Origin of the sequence: Pseudomonas sp. FP2254 (assembly GCF_030687695.1) — a bacterium.
Classification (GTDB): domain Bacteria; phylum Pseudomonadota; class Gammaproteobacteria; order Pseudomonadales; family Pseudomonadaceae; genus Aquipseudomonas; species Aquipseudomonas quebecensis.
This window is the reverse complement of record NZ_CP117444.1, coordinates 2,235,741-2,252,188: the sequence shown is the minus strand read 5'-3', so window position 1 is coordinate 2,252,188 and position 16,448 is coordinate 2,235,741. Positions and strand designations below refer to the sequence as shown.

Annotated in this window: 17 protein-coding genes and 1 pseudogene; 8 read left to right on the top strand and 10 right to left on the bottom strand. The window is 63.0% G+C overall.

Annotated features, from left to right (window positions below):
* The first annotated feature begins 12 nt into the window (after positions 1-12).
* Positions 13-567, top strand: coding sequence for a hypothetical protein (locus tag PSH94_RS10495; RefSeq protein ID WP_305437391.1), 555 nt, complete (start codon positions 13-15; stop codon positions 565-567).
* Positions 568-702: 135 nt separating this feature from the next.
* On the opposite strand, the gene PSH94_RS10490 is transcribed toward PSH94_RS10495, so the two are convergent.
* The 4 genes from PSH94_RS10490 to PSH94_RS10475 all read right to left on the bottom strand — a co-directional run bounded on the left by PSH94_RS10490 (position 703) and on the right by PSH94_RS10475 (position 3,954).
* Entirely contained in the window at positions 703-1,422 is a 720-nt protein-coding gene (locus tag PSH94_RS10490; protein WP_181077010.1) for an alpha/beta hydrolase, read from the bottom strand.
* Between the two features lie 11 nt (positions 1,423-1,433).
* Complete coding sequence (gene cobF, locus PSH94_RS10485; RefSeq protein ID WP_253506724.1) at positions 1,434-2,189, bottom strand: precorrin-6A synthase (deacetylating); 756 nt, start codon at positions 2,187-2,189, stop codon at positions 1,434-1,436.
* A 45-nt stretch (positions 2,190-2,234) separates the two neighbouring features.
* Complete coding sequence (locus PSH94_RS10480; RefSeq protein WP_305437390.1) at positions 2,235-2,789, bottom strand: histidine phosphatase family protein; 555 nt, start codon at positions 2,787-2,789, stop codon at positions 2,235-2,237.
* A 97-nt stretch (positions 2,790-2,886) separates the two neighbouring features.
* Complete coding sequence (locus PSH94_RS10475) at positions 2,887-3,954, bottom strand: NAD(P)-dependent alcohol dehydrogenase (protein WP_181077004.1); 1,068 nt, start codon at positions 3,952-3,954, stop codon at positions 2,887-2,889.
* 144 nt (positions 3,955-4,098) lie between these two features.
* Here PSH94_RS10475 and PSH94_RS10470 point away from each other — a divergent pair, with 144 nt between their 5' ends.
* The 3 genes from PSH94_RS10470 (at position 4,099) to PSH94_RS10460 (ending at position 7,291) form a co-directional block, all read left to right on the top strand.
* The gene (locus tag PSH94_RS10470; RefSeq protein ID WP_305437389.1) at positions 4,099-4,995 is read left to right on the top strand and encodes a glyoxalase; all 897 of its coding nucleotides are present in this window, start codon (positions 4,099-4,101) and stop codon (positions 4,993-4,995) included.
* Positions 4,992-6,383: an alginate export family protein gene (locus PSH94_RS10465; RefSeq protein ID WP_305437387.1), complete on the top strand. Its 1,392-nt coding sequence runs from the start codon at positions 4,992-4,994 to the stop codon at positions 6,381-6,383. The genes PSH94_RS10470 and PSH94_RS10465 overlap by 4 nt, the downstream gene beginning before the upstream one ends.
* 89 nt (positions 6,384-6,472) lie before the next feature.
* The gene (locus PSH94_RS10460) at positions 6,473-7,291 is read left to right on the top strand and encodes an alpha/beta fold hydrolase (RefSeq protein WP_181076998.1); all 819 of its coding nucleotides are present in this window, start codon (positions 6,473-6,475) and stop codon (positions 7,289-7,291) included.
* 105 nt (positions 7,292-7,396) lie between these two features.
* On the opposite strand, the gene PSH94_RS10455 is transcribed toward PSH94_RS10460, so the two are convergent.
* Both PSH94_RS10455 and PSH94_RS10450 read right to left on the bottom strand, forming a co-directional pair.
* Positions 7,397-7,783 (bottom strand): DoxX family protein, encoded by a 387-nt coding sequence (locus tag PSH94_RS10455; protein ID WP_305437385.1) that lies wholly within the window; start codon positions 7,781-7,783, stop codon positions 7,397-7,399.
* A 79-nt stretch (positions 7,784-7,862) separates the two neighbouring features.
* Positions 7,863-8,738: a LysR family transcriptional regulator gene (locus tag PSH94_RS10450; protein WP_253506713.1), complete on the bottom strand. Its 876-nt coding sequence runs from the start codon at positions 8,736-8,738 to the stop codon at positions 7,863-7,865.
* 110 nt (positions 8,739-8,848) lie between these two features.
* On the opposite strand from PSH94_RS10450, the gene PSH94_RS10445 reads away from it, so the two are divergent.
* Positions 8,849-10,081, top strand: a complete 1,233-nt coding sequence (locus PSH94_RS10445; protein ID WP_305437384.1) for a YbfB/YjiJ family MFS transporter — start codon at positions 8,849-8,851, stop codon at positions 10,079-10,081.
* Entirely contained in the window at positions 10,078-11,076 is a 999-nt protein-coding gene (locus tag PSH94_RS10440; protein ID WP_305437382.1) for an NAD(P)H-quinone oxidoreductase, read from the top strand. Before PSH94_RS10445 ends, PSH94_RS10440 begins: the two co-directional genes overlap by 4 nt.
* A gap of 61 nt (positions 11,077-11,137) precedes the next feature.
* On the opposite strand, the gene PSH94_RS10435 is transcribed toward PSH94_RS10440, so the two are convergent.
* The 3 genes from PSH94_RS10435 to PSH94_RS10425 all read right to left on the bottom strand — a co-directional run bounded on the left by PSH94_RS10435 (position 11,138) and on the right by PSH94_RS10425 (position 13,649).
* A complete protein-coding gene (locus PSH94_RS10435; RefSeq protein ID WP_305437380.1) occupies positions 11,138-12,262 on the bottom strand; it encodes an alkene reductase in 1,125 nt (374 codons plus the stop codon).
* 83 nt (positions 12,263-12,345) lie between these two features.
* Complete coding sequence (locus PSH94_RS10430) at positions 12,346-13,023, bottom strand: type 1 glutamine amidotransferase domain-containing protein (protein WP_181076988.1); 678 nt, start codon at positions 13,021-13,023, stop codon at positions 12,346-12,348.
* Positions 13,020-13,649 (bottom strand): TetR/AcrR family transcriptional regulator, encoded by a 630-nt coding sequence (locus tag PSH94_RS10425; RefSeq protein ID WP_181076986.1) that lies wholly within the window; start codon positions 13,647-13,649, stop codon positions 13,020-13,022. The genes PSH94_RS10430 and PSH94_RS10425 overlap by 4 nt, the downstream gene beginning before the upstream one ends.
* 173 nt (positions 13,650-13,822) lie before the next feature.
* Here PSH94_RS10425 and PSH94_RS10420 point away from each other — a divergent pair, with 173 nt between their 5' ends.
* The gene (locus PSH94_RS10420) at positions 13,823-14,767 is read left to right on the top strand and encodes a GlxA family transcriptional regulator (RefSeq protein ID WP_253506701.1); all 945 of its coding nucleotides are present in this window, start codon (positions 13,823-13,825) and stop codon (positions 14,765-14,767) included.
* Here the strand turns inward: PSH94_RS10420 and PSH94_RS10415 are convergent.
* Positions 14,745-15,250 (bottom strand): annotated as a pseudogene (locus PSH94_RS10415) (GNAT family N-acetyltransferase). The gene PSH94_RS10420 and the pseudogene PSH94_RS10415 sit on opposite strands and share 23 nt — an antisense overlap.
* Positions 15,251-15,427: 177 nt before the next feature.
* Between PSH94_RS10415 and PSH94_RS10410 the strand changes: the two are divergent.
* Positions 15,428-16,300 carry an undecaprenyl-diphosphate phosphatase gene (locus tag PSH94_RS10410; protein WP_305437378.1) on the top strand — a complete coding sequence of 291 codons (873 nt, stop codon included), beginning with the start codon at positions 15,428-15,430 and terminating at the stop codon, positions 16,298-16,300.
* The last annotated feature ends 148 nt before the right edge of the window (positions 16,301-16,448 follow it).

Genomic DNA, 16,448 nt, shown 5'->3' with positions numbered 1-16,448 from the left:
CTGGAGCGCTTCATGGCCACCTTCACCAAGACCGCCATCCTGCTGGCCCTTGCGCTTACCGCCGGCAGCGTATTCGCCGCCGCCAAGCCGACCACGCAAACCATCTCCACCCTGGGCGGCAAATTCAACTTCACGCTGCCCAAGGCCTACGTCGCCGACACCCTGCCGGTCGACAAGGCCCAGGACGGCACCGGTGTCACCCAAGGCACGATGTACGCCAACCAGACCAGCAAAAGTGTGGTGATCGTCGCCGAAACCGTGCGCAACGATGGCATCGACGTCCAGGACAACGACCCGCAGTTCCTTGATGGCGCCGTGGCCGGTTTCGTCAAGGATCAGAGCGCCGCCCTGCCCGACTTCAAGAAACTGAGCGAGAAAAAACTCACCTTCAAGGGCCTCGGCCTGCGCCAGGTCGACAGCACCGCCACCCAGGGCGGCGGCAAGACGCTTAACTCCACGTTCCTTGGCGGTTCAGGCAATCACTTGCTGGTGATCCAGGCCATCTCGCGGGCGGACGATGTCAAGGGTCACGCGGCGCTGGTCAAGCAGATTACCGGCGGCAAATAACCCGACTCGCTAGTTGTGCAGAAGATGAGTATCGACCCATCGGGGGCAAGCCCCCTCCCACATTTCCGGTCTACCGTGGGAGTGGGCTTGCTCCCGATGGCGGTGTGAATTGCGCCCCAAAAGTTGGATCAGGCATTACTTCAGGCTGTCTTCCAACCAAACCTTAATGTCCTGCACTTCTGCTTCGCTGATGGTATGCGGCATCCCCGGATAGCCATGAAACGTCGGTTCAAGCCCCAACCCACTCAACACCTCGTTCGCCCGCGTCGCCGATGCGTACGGCAGCGCCTGATCCAGGGTGCCGTGGCCGATAAAGATCGCCAGCTGATTCAAGCGCGGATCCGGTTTCAGCTCGGCCTTGAGCGCCGGCAAAACACTGCCGCTCAACGCCGCGATGCCCCGTACGAGTTGCGGGTCACGCAACGCTACTTCGTACGTCATGATCGCGCCCTGGCTGAACCCGACCAGGAACACCCGGTCACTGCGGGTGTGGTATTTGGTGGTGGCCTGACTCACAAAGTCTTTGATCAACCCGGCGCTGCGCTGCAGGTCGGCGGGCTCGCCGTCGTATTCGCCATCCCCCGGGGTCTTGGTGAACCAGCGGTAACCGCTGGGCGCCACCGGCATCGGGGCGCGTGCGGACAGGTAGGTCCAGGTCGACGGCAGCGCGTCCTTGATGCCGAACAAGTCTTGCTCGTCGCTGCCGAACCCATGCAGGAAGATCACCAGCGGCTGGTTACGCGACTCGCTCCGGGCCTGCTCCAGGTAGGCCAGCGGCAAATCAGTGTGCAACGCAGTATCGGCATGCGCGGCACCCGCCACCAGTGTCAGCGTCAGAGCGAACCATTTGAACATCAGGCGTTACCTCAGGGTTTGCGCAGCAAATAAGTATCCATGATCCAGCCATTGGCCTGGCGCGCCGCCTTGCGTACGCGCTGGATATCGTCCGCGACTTCGGCGACCTTGCCGCTGATCAGTATTTCATCCGGCGTGCCCAAATAAGCGCCCCAGTAGATCTCCAGGTCTTGATCGGCCACGCTGCGGTAGGAATCTTCAGCATCCAGCATCACCACCAGGGTATCGGCGTCGCTGGCCTGCCCTGCCGCCAGACGGCGCCCGGTGGTGATCTCGACAGACTTGCCGATGCGATTCAACGCGACCTTATGCTGGGCCGCCAGGGCCTGCACGCTGGTGATGCCGGGGATCACTTCGAATTCAAACACGCAACGGCCACTGGCCAGGATCGCCTGCAGGATGCGAATGGTGCTGTCGTACAACGCCGGGTCGCCCCAGGCCAGGAACGCACCGACTTCGCCGTCAGCCATTTCCTCGTTGATCATGCGTTCGAAGGTGGCTTGCTTGTCGCGGTTGAGGTCTTGCACGGCGGTGGTGTAGTCGATATCGCCGCGCACGCGCTCGGGGCAATCGGCCTCGACAAAGCGGTAGCCGGGCTTGGTGATGTAGGTCTGGCAGATCTCGCGGCGCAGGTCGATCAACTTGTCTTTGCTTTGGCCCTTATCCATCAGGAAAAACACGTCGGTGCGGTTCAGCGCCTTTACGGCCTGCATCGTGATGTAGTCAGGGTTGCCGGCGCCAATGCCGATGATCAGGATGCGTTTCATGGGGTGCTCTCAGTGCGGGGCGTGGATTTTGCCATGTTCACCCACTCAAGCGTGAGTTTCCAGGCGCAGGCGCCACACCTGGTTGAAGCGCAACTCGACGGCGGACAGCGGCTCCACGTCTATGCGGTAGAACATCGCCGCCGGAAACTGCATGACGCACAGCATCGCCGCACGGATCACAAAAGGATGAGTGATCGCCACGCTATGGCCCGGCTGGCACTCAAGAGACTTCACCCACAACGCGACACGGGCGCAGAGCTGATCGACCGACTCGCCACCGTGGGGCGAACTGGCGCTGTCGGCGCGCCAGCGGTCCAGCGCGGCAGCGTCAAGTGTGCGGATATCGCGCCCCCGCCATTGGCCCAGGTCAATGTCGCGCAGCGCCTCGTCGATCTCGGCATGGGCGCCGAACAACCGCGCCGTTTGCCGGGTCCGCGCCTCCGGCCCGCTCAGCAGCCGCGCGCCTGGCTGGTAACGAGCGGCCAGTGACAGCGCGGCGCCCTGCCAGTCCATCGCTACCGATTCGTCATCGGCAAAGCGCCCCTGCTTTTGCAGGGGCGTGACGGCATGGCAGATCAGGGTCAAACGGGTGGCCCGCATCGCAGGTCGCTCCAACGCAGCAGTCGAGGCCCGCAAGCCTGGCGCAGTTGGCGCAACGATGCAACGCCTGACAAAGCCACCCTCACACCGCCCGGCGTCAGGCCGCGTGGCTTTCTTTCTTCAAGCTGTCCATATCGATCACGAAGCGGTACTTCACGTCGCCCTTGAGCATGCGCTCGTAGGCTTCATTGATGCCCTGGATGTCGATCATTTCCACGTCCGAGACGATCCCGTGTCTGGCGCAGAAGTCCAGCATATCCTGGGTCTCCTGGATGCCGCCGATCAGCGAACCAGCCAGGCTGCGGCGCTTGAAGATCAGGTTGAATACCGTGGGCGATGGGTGCGGACTGTCGGGGGCACCGACCAGGGTCATGGTGCCGTCGCGCTTGAGCAGGTTGAGAAAGGCATCCAGGTCGTGGGGCGCGGCGACCGTGTTGAGGATGAAATCCAGGCTGTTGGCAACCTTGGCCATTTCATCCGGGTTCTTTGACACCACGACCTGGTCGGCGCCCAGGCGCAGGCCGTCTTCGCGCTTGTTGGGCGAGGTGGTGAACAAGGTCACATGGGCGCCCATGGCATGGGCGATTTTCACCGCCATATGGCCCAGGCCGCCAAGGCCGACTACGCCGACTTTCTTGCCCGGCCCGACCTTCCAGTGATGCAGCGGCGAATAGGTGGTGATGCCGGCGCACAGCAGCGGCGCCACCGCGGCCAGGTTGCTGTCATCGTGGGAGATGCGCAGCACGAACTTTTCCTTGACTACGATGTTGTCCGAATACCCGCCGTAGGTGTTTTCACCGCCGAACACCGGGCCGTTGTAGGTGCCGGTAAAGCCGTTCTCGCAGTACTGCTCTTCGCCCTCGGCACATGACGCGCAGTGCTGGCAACTGTCGACCATGCAACCGACGCCGGCCAGGTCGCCGACCTTGAATTTCTTCACATTGGCGCCCACCGCCGTTACGCGGCCGACGATTTCATGCCCCGGCACCGATGGATAAAGGGTGTTGTTCCACTCGTTGCGCGCGGTATGCAAATCGGAGTGGCAGACGCCGCAATACAGAATGTCGATTTGTACGTCATCCGCCCCTGGGGTGCGGCGCTCGAAGGTAAAGGGCTTGAGCGAGTCCTTGGAGTCCCGAGCGGCGTAGCTGTAAGTCTTGGCCATTTCGTTCACCTGTGTGATCTGACGTTGAGGTCAGTGGACCAGCATAGACGCTGAAACGTTCAACCGAGCACGCCCGTACAATTCCCCTCGCGCCACGCCGCCTAACCTCACGACTTTCGATCATCTGGAACACGGAGAGCAGGCATGGTTAACAGAGCAATCAGGGTAAGCCTGGCAGTGACGCTGCTGGCCGGCGCGGTGATGGGCACTGCAGTCGCGGCGACACCGAGCGTAGCGGTGGCCCCGCAGTACGACACCAGCCACGTGTATGTCGCTCCGGCGGATGTCGACCGGTTTGCCCAGAGTTTCCTCGCTACCTTTGGCGGCAAAAGTACACCCCAGGTGGTGGTCAACGTGTTGCCGGTGCCGAGCAGCACCACCTCGCAATTGCTGCAGACGCCGGCCGGCACCGTGTCGCTGTTCGGCTTTACCACGCCGATCCCGCATCCGTTCGGCCAGGAACGTAACGGCTATCTGGTCAAGGATATGGACGTGGCGCTCAAGGCCGCCCGCGAAAATGGCGCGGCGGTGATCGTCAGCGACTTCCCCGACCCCATCGGGCGCGATGCGGTGGTGCAATGGCCGGGCGGTGTGAACATGCAGCTCTACTGGCACACCAAGACTCCGGACTACGCGGCGTTCCAGACCGTGCCGGAAAACCGCGTGTACCTGTCAGCCGACCGCGCCGATGCGTTTATCAAGGCCTTCCTGGGGTTTTCCCACGGCAAAATCCTGGCCGACAACCAACAGGCACCCGGCGTGGACGTAGGGCAAGGCAATGGCACCTACCGTCGCGTGGACATCGAGTCTTCGTTCGGCCGCATGGCCGTGCTGGTTACCAACGGTCAACTGCCCTACCCCTTCGGCCATGAAACCACCGGCTACCAGGTCGCCGACCTGAACGCCACCCTGGGCAATGCCACCGGTTCAGGGGCCAAAGTGCTGGTGCCGACGTTCGACAGCAAGGGCCGTCGCAGTGCATTGGTTGAATTCCCCGGCGGTTACGTCGCCGAGATCCACCAACTCAACGCGGCCCAATGATTCGTCGCACAGGCTGGAGCCTGGCCGTGCTGTGGCCGCTGCTCGTAGGCGGCGTCCACGCCGACGAGCAGCCGATGCGCCCGACCATCAAGGCCAATCGCTGGCAGGAAGACTGGTCGGTACTCAAGGACCCGGCGCTGCGCACGCAGCCGCTGGACAATCTCAAGTACCTGCCGTTGTCCAGCGCCAACCCGTTCACCTATCTGTCGTTGGGAGCGACCTTGCGCGAGCGCTTCGAGATGAACGATGCCAGTGGCTTCGGTGTGAAGAACGTGGACCGTGATCGTTACCTGATCCAGCGCTTGCAGGTCCACGCCGACCTGCACCTGAACGAGCACTGGCGGGTGTTCACCCAGCTTGAGGACGTGCGCGCCTACGACAAGACCACGGTCGGCGGCGCCGACCAGAACCGTGTCGATCTGCGTCTGGCGTTCGCCGAGTACGTCAACACCTTCGACAGCGGCACGCTCAAGGCCCGCGCGGGGCGCCAGGATTTCGCCTTCGACCTGCAGCGCTTCATCTCATCGCGCGACGGGCCGAATGTGCGTCAGTCATTCGATGCGTTGTGGGCCGACTGGGAGACGTCTGACTGGCGCTTTATCGGAATCGCCAGCCAACCGGTGCAGTATCAGGACGGCCGGCATTTCGACGACAAGTCCAACAGTGACGCGCGCTTCCATATGCTGAGGGTCGAGCGCCTGGTGGGCGGCAAGAACGAGTTGTCGGCCTACTACGGCGTGTATGAACGCAGCGCCGCGCACTATCTGGATGCAGACGGCGACGAGACCCGCCACCTGTTCGACGCACGCCTGGGCGGCGCGGCCATGGGTTTTGACTGGGACATCGAAGCGATGCTGCAAAGCGGCTCGGTGGGCAGCAAGGACATTCGCGCCTGGGCCGGCGGCAGTCGCACCGGCTACACCTTCGACAGCCTGGCCTGGAAACCGCGCATCGGCCTGCAACTGGACATCGCCTCGGGCGACCGCAAAACCGGGGACGGCACAGTCGGCACGTTCAATCCGCTGTTCCCCAACGGCTACTACTTTTCCCTGGCCGGCTATACGGGCTACAGCAACCTGATTCACGTCAAACCGTCGATCACCGTCAAGCCCATCGACAAGCTCAGCGTGCAGACCGCCGTCGGTCTGCTGTGGCGCCAGACCACCAGCGACGCGGTGTACACGCAACCGAATCTGCCGGTCGCCGGCACCGCAGGCCAGGGTGAACGCTGGACCGGTGCCTATGGTCAGCTACGTACCGACTATGGGTTTACACCGAACCTCACCGGCGCCGTTGAGGCAGTGCATTACGCCGTGGGCCGTACCTTGCGCGACGCCGGCGGCGATGACAGCAATTACCTGGGGGTGGAACTCAAGTTCAGCTGGTGAACCCAGGCAAGCACACCCGTACAAGCCCCAGGCCCGGTTTCGGGCAATAGTGAGGCGGGTTTTTCAGTCCCTCAATCAAGGAGTTTTCAATGAGCACATTCGTTGCCAAAGACGGTACCCAGATCTACTTCAAGGATTGGGGCAGCGGCAAGCCCGTGCTGTTCAGCCACGGCTGGCCGCTGGACGCCGACATGTGGGAATACCAGATGGAGTACCTCAGCAGCCGCGGCTTTCGCACCATCGCCTTCGATCGTCGCGGGTTTGGCCGTTCGGACCAGCCGTGGACCGGCAACGACTACGACACCTTTGCCGACGACATCGCGCAGTTGATCGAGCACCTGGACCTCAAGGACGTGACCCTGGTGGGTTTCTCCATGGGTGGCGGAGACGTCGCGCGCTACATCGCACGCCACGGCAGCGCACGGGTGGCCGGCCTGGTGTTGCTGGGCGCCGTGACGCCGATCTTCGGCCAGCAATCCGATTACCCGCAGGGCGTACCGCTCGACGTGTTCGCCGGTTTCAAAGCCGAACTGCTCAAGGATCGCGCGCAATTCATCAGCGATTTCAATACGCCGTTTTATGGCCTCAACAAGGGCCAGAGCGTATCCGCAGGCGTGCAGACCCAGACCTTGCAAATCGCCCTGCTGGCCTCCCTCAAGGCAACGGTCGACTGCGTCACCGCGTTCTCCGAAACCGACTTCCGCCCGGACATGGCCAAGATCGATGTACCGACCCTGGTGATCCACGGCGACGGCGACCAGATCGTGCCGTTCGAAACCACCGGCAAGGTGGCGGCCGAGATGATCAAGGGCGCTGAATTGAAGGTGTACAAGGATGCACCTCACGGCTTCGCGGCCACCCATACCCAGCAGTTGAACGAAGACCTGTTGGCCTTCCTGAATCGCTGAAACACCCGCACCTGATGATCGCTTGCACGTTCTGCGTGCAAGCGATCATCACCCGTGAATCACCCTCTCCTTATTTTGGCCGGGCTTGCCCGGCCGTTTTTTTGCTCAGGGAAAACGCCGGCTCAGCACCAAGCGCCCAGGCCCTGCGATCAGCACGCTGGAAAAAATGACCAGCAGCAGCCAACCGAACTGCCCCTCAAACAACGTCCACTCCGGATGCACCACCACCATGGCGATCAACAGCACCGCCAGGATCGGCAGGCACGCCAGGCGCACCAGCACGCCGGCAATGATCAGCAGCGGGCACAGCACCTCGGCAAAAATCGCCAGCAGCAAAGTGACCTGCCCCCCCAGGTGAAACGGGTCTTCGATCAGCTTCAATTGCCCGCTGTAGTCGAGCAGTTTGGGCAAACCATGCACCCACAGCAGGAACAGCGCCCCGCTGCCGCGCAAAAACAACAGCCCCAAATCCTGACATTTTGATTCGTTCATGCGTGCTCCCTGTTGGATGGCCTCTAGCGCCATCCATTGTCCGGGCAGCGCTGCACGCACGCTTGCAAGCCTGTGCTGACTAGTCTCCCGTTCCCGCAAACCCCACGACAATTTCATCGATCACCGCCCGCACGCGCGCGGTGTGACGCAGGTCGGCGTGGGTCACCAGCCAGACATCGTAGGGCAGCGGCCGGGTGCGCTCCGGCCACAACCGCACCAGCCCGTCGCGCTCGCCGGTGAGGATGGGGATCTCGCCGATGCCGATCCCGGCGGCGATGGAGCGACGTACCAGCAGGCTGGAACTCAGGGACGCGACGATGCGCCCACGGCCCAGGGGTTCGCAGACCAGGGTCATGTCTTTCTGGCTGTGCAGGTACGGTTGATAGACCACCAGGTCATGCCCTTCAAACAGGCCGCCCGGCTGCGGCGAGCCATGACGATCGATATAAGCCTGGGAAGCAAACAGCCCCACCGGCCAGCGTGCAATGCGACGAGCGATCAGGTCGGGGTTGTCCGGACGCGTGTTGCGCACGGCGATATCGGTTTCACGTTTGGCCAGGCTCAGGAGCTGGGTAGACGCGTCCAGCTGCACGCGCACATCCGGGTGCCGGTCGTGCAGCCGCGCAATCGCCGGGATCAGGAAATCGATCGCCAGGGAGTCGGTGGTGCTGACCCGCACGGTGCCGGTCAGGCGATCATCCAGGCCCTGGATCTGACGCTCCAGCTCCAGGGCCGAGCGCTCCATTTTTTCCACCGAGTGCAAGGCGGCCTCGCCAACGGCGGTCAGGGCATAGCCTTGCGAGGTGCGCAGGAACAGGGTTGCACCCAGGGATTTTTCCAGGGCATTGACCCGGCGCCCCACCGTGGCCTGGTCGACACCCAGTACCCGCGCGGCTGCGCGAAGGGTCGACTCACGGCAGACCGCGAGGAACACGCGTGCATCATCCCAATTCATGTGCGCTCCCATGCTGCATATATGCATCATTATGACGTGTAATCGCTGCATTATTGCATCGATAAATCTGGATATGCTGGGCGCCGGACAAAATACCCAGGATTGTCATCATGCTCGACACTCACCTTCCCTCCCACAGCCCTTCATGGCTGGCGATTTTCTCCGGCCTGTGTGCCAGCCTGGTCAGTATCGGCCTCGCGCGGTTTGCCTACACGCCGCTGATTCCGTCGCTGATCCAGGCGCACTGGTTCAGCGCCAATGACGTGGTGTACCTCGGTGCGGCCAATCTTGTGGGTTACCTGGTCGGCGCGCTGATCGGGCGGCCCCTCGCCCGGCACACCTCGAACACGACGGCGCTGCGCGGCATGATGGTGGCGGTGACCCTGGCGTTTTTTGCCTGCGGCTTCCCGCTGTCGGTGGTGTGGTTCTTCATCTGGCGCCTGCTGTCGGGGATCGCCGGTGGCGCAATCATGGTGCTGGTGGCGGCGACCGTGTTGCCCCATGTTCCGGCCGCGCGTCGAGGCGTGGCCAGTGGTGCGATTTTCCTCGGTATCGGGCTGGGCATCGCCGGTTCCGGCACCCTGGTGCCGCCCCTGTTGAGCCTGGGCCTGCAACAGACCTGGTTCGGCCTGGGTCTGCTGGCGCTGGGGCTGACCGCCGCCAGCTGGTTTGCCTGGCCCACAGGCACGCTGTACGAAGCCCCGGCGCAATCGGCCACGGCGGTGCCAACGCCGCCGGGGGTGTACCTGTTGTTTGCTCAATACGCTTTTATGGCCGCGGGCCTGGTACCGGCCATGGTCTTTCTGGTGGATTACGTCGCCCGAGGGCTGGGCGCCGGGGCCCATATAGGTGCGATGATCTGGGTGATGTACGGCCTGGGCTCGATTGTGGGACCGGTCACGTACGGTTTCCTGGCCGACAAGCTCGGTGCTCGGGTGAGTATCCGCCTGGTGCTGGCAGTGCAGGCGATTGCCGTCGGCTTGCTGGCCGTCTCCAGTTCGTTCACGGCGCTGGCCGTACTGGCCGTGATCCTCGGCTCATTCCCGCCGGGTATCGTGCCGCTGGCGCTGGCGCGGGTTCACGAACTGGTCCCCACTCATCACCAACAACAGGTAGCGTGGAGCCGTGCTACGGTGTCCTTCGCGACGTTCCAGGCGGTCGCAGGGTTTGCCTATTCCGCGCTGTTCAACGCCAGCGGCGGTCAACATGCAGTGCTGTTCACGATCGCCGCCGGCGCCATTGTGATCGCGTTGCTGCTGGAACTAGGCATGCTCCTGCTGAACCGCAAACCGTCTGATGCGGTCCCAACCCATACGCTCATCGTTGCAGGTAACTTCAAATGACGCTTCCCACCGAAATGACCCTTATCGAAATCACCACCCCCGGAGGCCCCGAGGTGCTGCAACCACGCCAGGCGGCGGTGCCGGTGGCTGGCCCCGGCGAGATCCTGATTCGCGTGCACGCGGCCGGGGTCAACCGCCCCGATGCCCTGCAACGCGCCGGCAAGTACCCGATGAAACCCGGCATGAATCCGCTCCCAGGCCTGGAAGTGGCCGGTGAAGTGGCCGCCCTGGGTGACGGCGTGACCGAATACGCCTTGGGCGACAGGGTCTGTGCCCTGACCAACGGCGGCGGTTATGCGCAGTTCTGCGCCGTGCCGGCCGGCCAGGCCTTGCCGATCCCCGAAGGCATGGACTGGATCCAGGCCGCCGCCGTACCGGAAACCTTTTTTACCGTCTGGGCCAATCTGTTCGGCCTGGGCGACGCCCACACCGGCCAGCGTGTGCTGATCCACGGCGGCACCAGCGGCATCGGCACCACCGCGCTGATGCTGTGCCGCGAGTTCGGCATCCACGCCTTCGCCACCGCCGGCAGCGCCGATAAATGCGCGGCCATCGCCACACTCGGCGGCGAACCGATCAACTATCGCGAACAGGACTTTGCCGACGTCATCGCCGAGCAGACCGACGGCCATGGCGTGGATGTGATCCTGGACATCATGGGCGCCTCGTACCTGAACAATAACCTCAAGTCACTGGCCATGGACGGGCACCTGGTGATGCTCGGTTTCCTTGGCGGCGGCAAGGCCCATGATGTCGACCTGCTGAGCATCCTCAGCAAGCGCGCGGTGATCACCGGCTCGCTGCTGCGCGCGCGCACCGGGGCCGAAAAAGCCGCCATTGCCGACCAACTGCGTGAATACATCTGGCCGGTCCTGAGCGCCGGGCGTTGCCTGCCGATCATCGACAAGGTCTACCCCTACACCGACGCCGCCCAGGCCCATGCGCGGATGGAAGGCGGCGATCATATCGGCAAGATCGTGTTGCAGGTCGCCTGATTCAAAAACACTACAAATCAATGTGCGAGGGGGCTTGCCCCCTCCCACATTGATTGCGTGATTATTCGCAATAGGTGGGATAGTCGATATAGCCCGCCTCACCGCCACCGTACATCCCCTCCTCCCGCAACGGGTTCAGCGGCCAGCCATTGAACAGGCGCTGGGGCAGGTCCGGGTTGGCAATGAATGGCCGCCCGAACGCAATCAAATCCACCAGCCCCGCCTGCACCAGGCGCTCGCCGCGTTCGGCGGTGTAGCGCCCGGCGTAGATGATGCGGCCGCTGAAGGTGCTGCGCACCGCCTCACGAAACGTGTCAGGCAGGTCCGGCGCGTTGTCCCAGTCGGCTTCGGCGATGGACACGTAGGCAATCCCCGACTCTTCCAGCACCTTGATCGCTTCGATGTAGGTGTGATGCGGATCTTCTTCCACCAGGCCGATGTACACACGGTCTTGATCGGTGCCGCTGAACAGTGGCGAAAAACGCACGCCCAGGCGTTGCGGGCCGACGACTTTGCACACTGCTTCGACGATCTCGCGCAGGAAGCGCAGGCGGTTGTGCAGCGAACCGCCGTATTCGTCGTCACGGGTGTTGGAATGGGCCGAGATGAACTGGTTGACCAGGTAACCGTTGGCCGAGTGGATCTCCACCCCATCAAAACCGGCATCCAGCGCGTTGCGCGCAGCCTGGGCGTACTGGCCGACCAACGCTTCGATTTCCAGCACGCTCAAGGCGCGCGGCACCGGCGGTTGCTTCAGCTCGCCGACGCCCGGCGCGGTTTCGATAAAGGCTTTGGCCTGCAAGGCCGGCAGCGCGGACGGGGCCACCGGAGCCGCACCGTCCGGCTGCAAGGCGTTATGGGACACACGCCCCACATGCCACAGTTGGGCGAAGATCACCCCGCCGTCGGCATGCACCGCATCGGTCACCTTGCGCCAACCATCGATCTGGGCCGGTGAGTAGATACCCGGCGTCCACGCATAGCCCTGGCCGCGTGGTTCGATCTGGGTGCCTTCGCTGACCATGAATCCGGCGCCGGCACGCTGGCGGTAATATTCGGCCATCAGCGCGGTGGGAATGTCGCCGGGTTGCGCGCTGCGCTGGCGGGTCAGGGGCGGCAGCACGACGCGGTTGTTCAACGTGTGATGCCCGAGCTTTACCGGGGTGTTCAAGAGACTGTCAGTCATTGCGATATTCCAAATTCAAGGCGAACACAAGCATTGGCGACTCGTTGGAGTCGCCAATGAATACAGCGTGAGGGGGGGTTAACTTAAGCGGTGAGTTTCAGCAGGGCCTTGGCCACATCGGCGGAGCTGGCCGGGTTCTGGCCGGTGATCAACAGGCCGTCTTCAAGCACGAAGGATGACCAGTCGGCCCCCTTCTCGTAACGGCCGCCGAGCTTCTTGAAATCATCTTCAATCAGGAACGGCACCACCTCGGTCAAGCCCACGGCAGCTTCTTCGGAGTTGGAGAAACCGGTGACGCGACGCCCCTTGACCAGCGGCTCGCCATTGACTGCCTTGACGTGGCGCAACGCACCCGGCGCATGGCAGACGAACCCGATGGGCTTGCCGGCGCGCTCGAAGGCCTCGATCAGCGCGATGGAGGTCGGCGACTCCGCCAGGTCCCACAGCGGGCCGTGGCCGCCTGGGTAGAACACCGTGTCGAAGTCGGCGGCATTGACCGAGTCCAGCTTGACCGTGTTGGCCAGCGCCTGTTGGGCGGCGGGGTCGGCGGCGAAGCGGCGGGTCTGCTCGGTTTGTGCATCCGGCGCATCGCTGACCGGGTCCAGCGGCGGCTGGCCACCGGCTGGGGATGCGAGCACCAGCTCGGCGCCGGCGTCCTTGAACACGTAATACGGCGCGGCAAACTCTTCGAGCCAGAAGCCGGTCTTGCGCCCGGTATCGCCGAGCTGGTCGTGGGAGGTCAGTACCATTAATACTTTCATTTTCCAGTGCCTCGATCGGTGTGGTTATCGGTGTGTTCGGGGCCGCCCAACAGCTGTTGGGTCAGCCAGAGCGCCTCGTCGAACGGCGCCGGTGTACGGGTGATCTTGCTCATGACGCTGCTGCCCAACCACAGCGCATAAAGACGCTGGGCCAGGTGCTGCGGGGGCTGTGTGAAACTCAGGGAGCCGTCGTCAATCCCGCGTTGCAGCGCCACCGCCAGCAACGCGATGGTGCGTGACGTGCCACGTTGCAACGCCAGGCGCATCGGTTCTGACAGGTCTGACACCTCGGCGCCGAGTTTGACCGCAAGGCATTTGCCCGCATCGGTGCAGCCGGTCTGGTTGTCGATCCAGGCTTGCCAATAGCGCATCAATTTGGCGTGCTGGCTAAGCCCCGGCTGGTCGAATAACTGCTGCATGCCGTGCACGTAGTGGTCGAAGTAGGTGTCGAGCAACACCACGCCGAACGCGTCCTTGGAACCGAAGTAGTGGTAGAACGAGCCTTTGGGCACGTCGGCGCTCTGCAGGATTTCATTGAGCCCAACCGCGGAAAAACCCTTACGGCCAACGATCGCTTGCGCGGTCTCCAGAATCGTGCGGCGCGCGCTTTTACTTGGGTTGTGCATGCTTGGCTCCTTGCGATTAGACCAGTCGTCTAGTGCGTGGAGCCATGGTAGGAGGCGGGCCGGCGGCTCACAATGTCAGATCCGCAAGGATTTCGGACATAGCGCTGCGCCAGTTGCCGTTTACCCGGCACACGCCGACAATCCCACCTCCCGCGCCCCTTGGAGAAATAACGATGCACAGCGTTGCGCTGATGGTTTACCCGAACTTCCAGTCCCTGAGCCTCAGCCTGGGCTCGGTGTTCGAGTGCGCGAACCTGCTGCGCGGCGAGCCGGCCTATGAGTTTCATCTGGTATCGGAAAGCGGCGGCGCGGTGATGACCTCCCAGGGGTTTTCGGTAAATACCTCGCCGATTCGGGCACAGGGCTACGACACGCTGATCGTCAGCGGTTACCTGGAATTCCGTCTGCCGGAGGCCAATCTGCTGGACATGGTCAAGGCCGCGTCCGCGCAATCGCGGCGCGTGGCCTCGCTGTGCATGGGCATCTTCGTGCTGGCCGAGGCCGGCCTGCTGGCGGGCAAGCGCACCACCACGCACTGGATTCACGCGCCGGCCTTTCGCAAACGCTACCCGGACATCCGCCTGGAAGACGACAAACTGTTTGTAGTGGACGGCCAGGTCTGGACCGGCGCCGGCATGAGCGCCGGCGTCGACATGGCCCTGGCCATGGTGGAGAACGACCTGGGCGTCGACCTCGCCCGGCGCATCGCACGCAAGCTGGTGATCGCCCAGCGCCGTGGCAGCGAGCAGTCGCAATTGTCGGCGCTGCTGGAACTGGACCCCAAATCCGACCGCGTGCAACTGGCCCTGGCCTACGCCCGCGAGAACCTGACCCACGACCTGTCCGTGGAGGCGTTGGCCGAGGTTGCACGGTTGAGCCCGCGTCAGTTCAGTCGGGTATTCCGCGAGGAAACCGGGCAAACCCCGGCCAAGGCCATCGAAGCTCTGCGGGTGGAAGCCGCCCGGGCAATGATGGAAACCAGCCGGCACCCGGTGGAAGTGGTGGCGCGCGAGACCGGCTTCGGTGATCGCGAGCGCATGCGCCAGGCATTTCTAAGGGCGTTCGGACAGCCGCCGCAGGCGATGCAACAAACGTTTAATGCAGCACCGCCCGCGTAACCCGGTAACTCATCAACTGCGGATCATCCGCCAGCTCCAGGGCTTGCACCGGACGCGGCAGGTTATCCAGCACCACGCGCCAGAACGCCTGGGACACTTCGTCCTGATCATAAAACCGCACCAGCCAATCCGCCTCGCCGCTGCACAGCACCTGGGTGGCAATGGCGCGCCCGATGCCTTTGCGGCGGTAGCGCTTGAGGATAAACAGGTCGGCCAGTTCCAGGGCCTCGATGCCCGGTAACTCACACCCTTCGATCAGCAGGAAGCCGGCGATATAGCCGTCGACCAGCAGCAGGTTGGCGCTCCATTGCGGGTCTTGCCAGTAGCGGGCCAGGTGTTCGTCGTGGATGTAGAAGCGGCCGTCGGCCTCGACATCTTCCTGTTCCCAGTCCGAGGACTCATAGGCGTAGTACTGGTAGAGATTGCGGATCAGCTCGGCTTCTTCGGGGCCGGTCTGGATCATTCCACGGTGGTTTCAGGCATGGGGCGCTCGATCAGAAAAAACAGGGCGCCATTGTTCACAAAACACCGGCAGCGGCCAAGAGCGCGGCGAACCTTTCTACTGGCTGAACGGATTGCAGTTAGCCATGGCCTCGGCCGAATTCTTGAAACATTTCGAATAAACTTCGCCGGTTCGCCACTTTTTCAAGGACACGCACTTTGAGCAACGTCTGTACCGCCGGCCTGGATGTGGGCTTCGCCTCCCTGGATTACCTGCAGATCTTCATCCTGGGCGTGATCCAGGGCATTACTGAACTGTTGCCGGTCTCCTCCACCGCCCATATGCGCGTAATACCCGCCCTGCTCGGCTGGCAGGACCCCGGCTCGGCATTTTCGGCAGCCATGCAGCTCGCGGCGCTGGCAGCGGTGGTGAGTTATTTCTGGCGCGATGTACGCCAGGTGACCACGGGCAGCATCAATGCGGTGCGCCGGGGTGACTATAACGATCAATGGTTCAAGCTGGCCGTGGCGATTGTATTGGCGACCATCCCGATAGGGATTGCCGGCCTGGCCTTGTCGTCGACACTGAATACCTGCAACTCACCATTGCGCGGGTTGATGGTGATTGGTATTTCCTGCGTCGTCATGGCGGTGTTGCTGGCGGTGGCCGAGTTGCGTGCGCGGCATACCCGCGAGGTCAGCCAGATGCGCCTGCGTGATGCGTTGATCGTGGGCGTCGCACAGATTGGCGCTTTGATTCCAGGCGTATCACGTTCCGGTTCTACCTTGACCGCCGCGCTGTTCCTCAACTTCAAACGCGAAGAAGCCGCACGCTTTTCCTTCCTGCTGGGGTTACCCGCCATCGCCCTTGCCGGCTTGAAGGAGCTGTGGGTGTTGTTGCACGCCGACCTGCCCGCCCACGCCTGGCCACATCTGCTGTTCGGCCTGGTGGTTGCCAGCATCTCGGCGTTCTTTGCCATCTGGGGCCTGATGAAATTCCTGGAGCGGTTCTCCACCTGGCCCTTCGTGATCTACCGCGCGCTGCTGGGGGTGTTCCTGATCGTGGCGGTCAGCACCGGGCTGCTGAGTTGATATAACTCGTTCTAAAACCTGCATAAATCTCCTGTGGGAGGAGGCTTGCCCCCGATGAGGGTGGGTCAGTTGATACATCTGTGACTGATCCACCGCTATCAAAGATCGTTCCCACGCTCCCGCGTGGGAATGCAGCCCGTGACGCTCT

Excerpts from the sequence above, each read along its gene's own strand:
- PSH94_RS10480 (WP_305437390.1), bottom strand. The coding sequence starts at position 2,789 with ATGCGGGCCACCCGTTTGACCCTGATCTGCCATGCCGTCACGCCCCTG.
- PSH94_RS10440 (WP_305437382.1), top strand. The coding sequence starts at position 10,078 with ATGACGCTTCCCACCGAAATGACCCTTATCGAAATCACCACCCCCGGA.
- PSH94_RS10425 (WP_181076986.1), bottom strand. The coding sequence starts at position 13,649 with ATGCACAACCCAAGTAAAAGCGCGCGCCGCACGATTCTGGAGACCGCG.
- PSH94_RS10475 (WP_181077004.1), bottom strand. The coding sequence starts at position 3,954 with ATGGCCAAGACTTACAGCTACGCCGCTCGGGACTCCAAGGACTCGCTC.
- PSH94_RS10420 (WP_253506701.1), top strand. The coding sequence starts at position 13,823 with ATGCACAGCGTTGCGCTGATGGTTTACCCGAACTTCCAGTCCCTGAGC.
- PSH94_RS10445 (WP_305437384.1), top strand. The coding sequence starts at position 8,849 with ATGCTCGACACTCACCTTCCCTCCCACAGCCCTTCATGGCTGGCGATT.
- PSH94_RS10455 (WP_305437385.1), bottom strand. The coding sequence starts at position 7,783 with ATGAACGAATCAAAATGTCAGGATTTGGGGCTGTTGTTTTTGCGCGGC.
- PSH94_RS10430 (WP_181076988.1), bottom strand. The coding sequence starts at position 13,023 with ATGAAAGTATTAATGGTACTGACCTCCCACGACCAGCTCGGCGATACC.
- PSH94_RS10435 (WP_305437380.1), bottom strand. The coding sequence starts at position 12,262 with ATGACTGACAGTCTCTTGAACACCCCGGTAAAGCTCGGGCATCACACG.
- PSH94_RS10465 (WP_305437387.1), top strand. The coding sequence starts at position 4,992 with ATGATTCGTCGCACAGGCTGGAGCCTGGCCGTGCTGTGGCCGCTGCTC.
- PSH94_RS10490 (WP_181077010.1), bottom strand. The coding sequence starts at position 1,422 with ATGTTCAAATGGTTCGCTCTGACGCTGACACTGGTGGCGGGTGCCGCG.
- PSH94_RS10470 (WP_305437389.1), top strand. The coding sequence starts at position 4,099 with ATGGTTAACAGAGCAATCAGGGTAAGCCTGGCAGTGACGCTGCTGGCC.
- PSH94_RS10450 (WP_253506713.1), bottom strand. The coding sequence starts at position 8,738 with ATGAATTGGGATGATGCACGCGTGTTCCTCGCGGTCTGCCGTGAGTCG.
- PSH94_RS10495 (WP_305437391.1), top strand. The coding sequence starts at position 13 with ATGGCCACCTTCACCAAGACCGCCATCCTGCTGGCCCTTGCGCTTACC.
- cobF (WP_253506724.1), bottom strand. The coding sequence starts at position 2,189 with ATGAAACGCATCCTGATCATCGGCATTGGCGCCGGCAACCCTGACTAC.
- PSH94_RS10460 (WP_181076998.1), top strand. The coding sequence starts at position 6,473 with ATGAGCACATTCGTTGCCAAAGACGGTACCCAGATCTACTTCAAGGAT.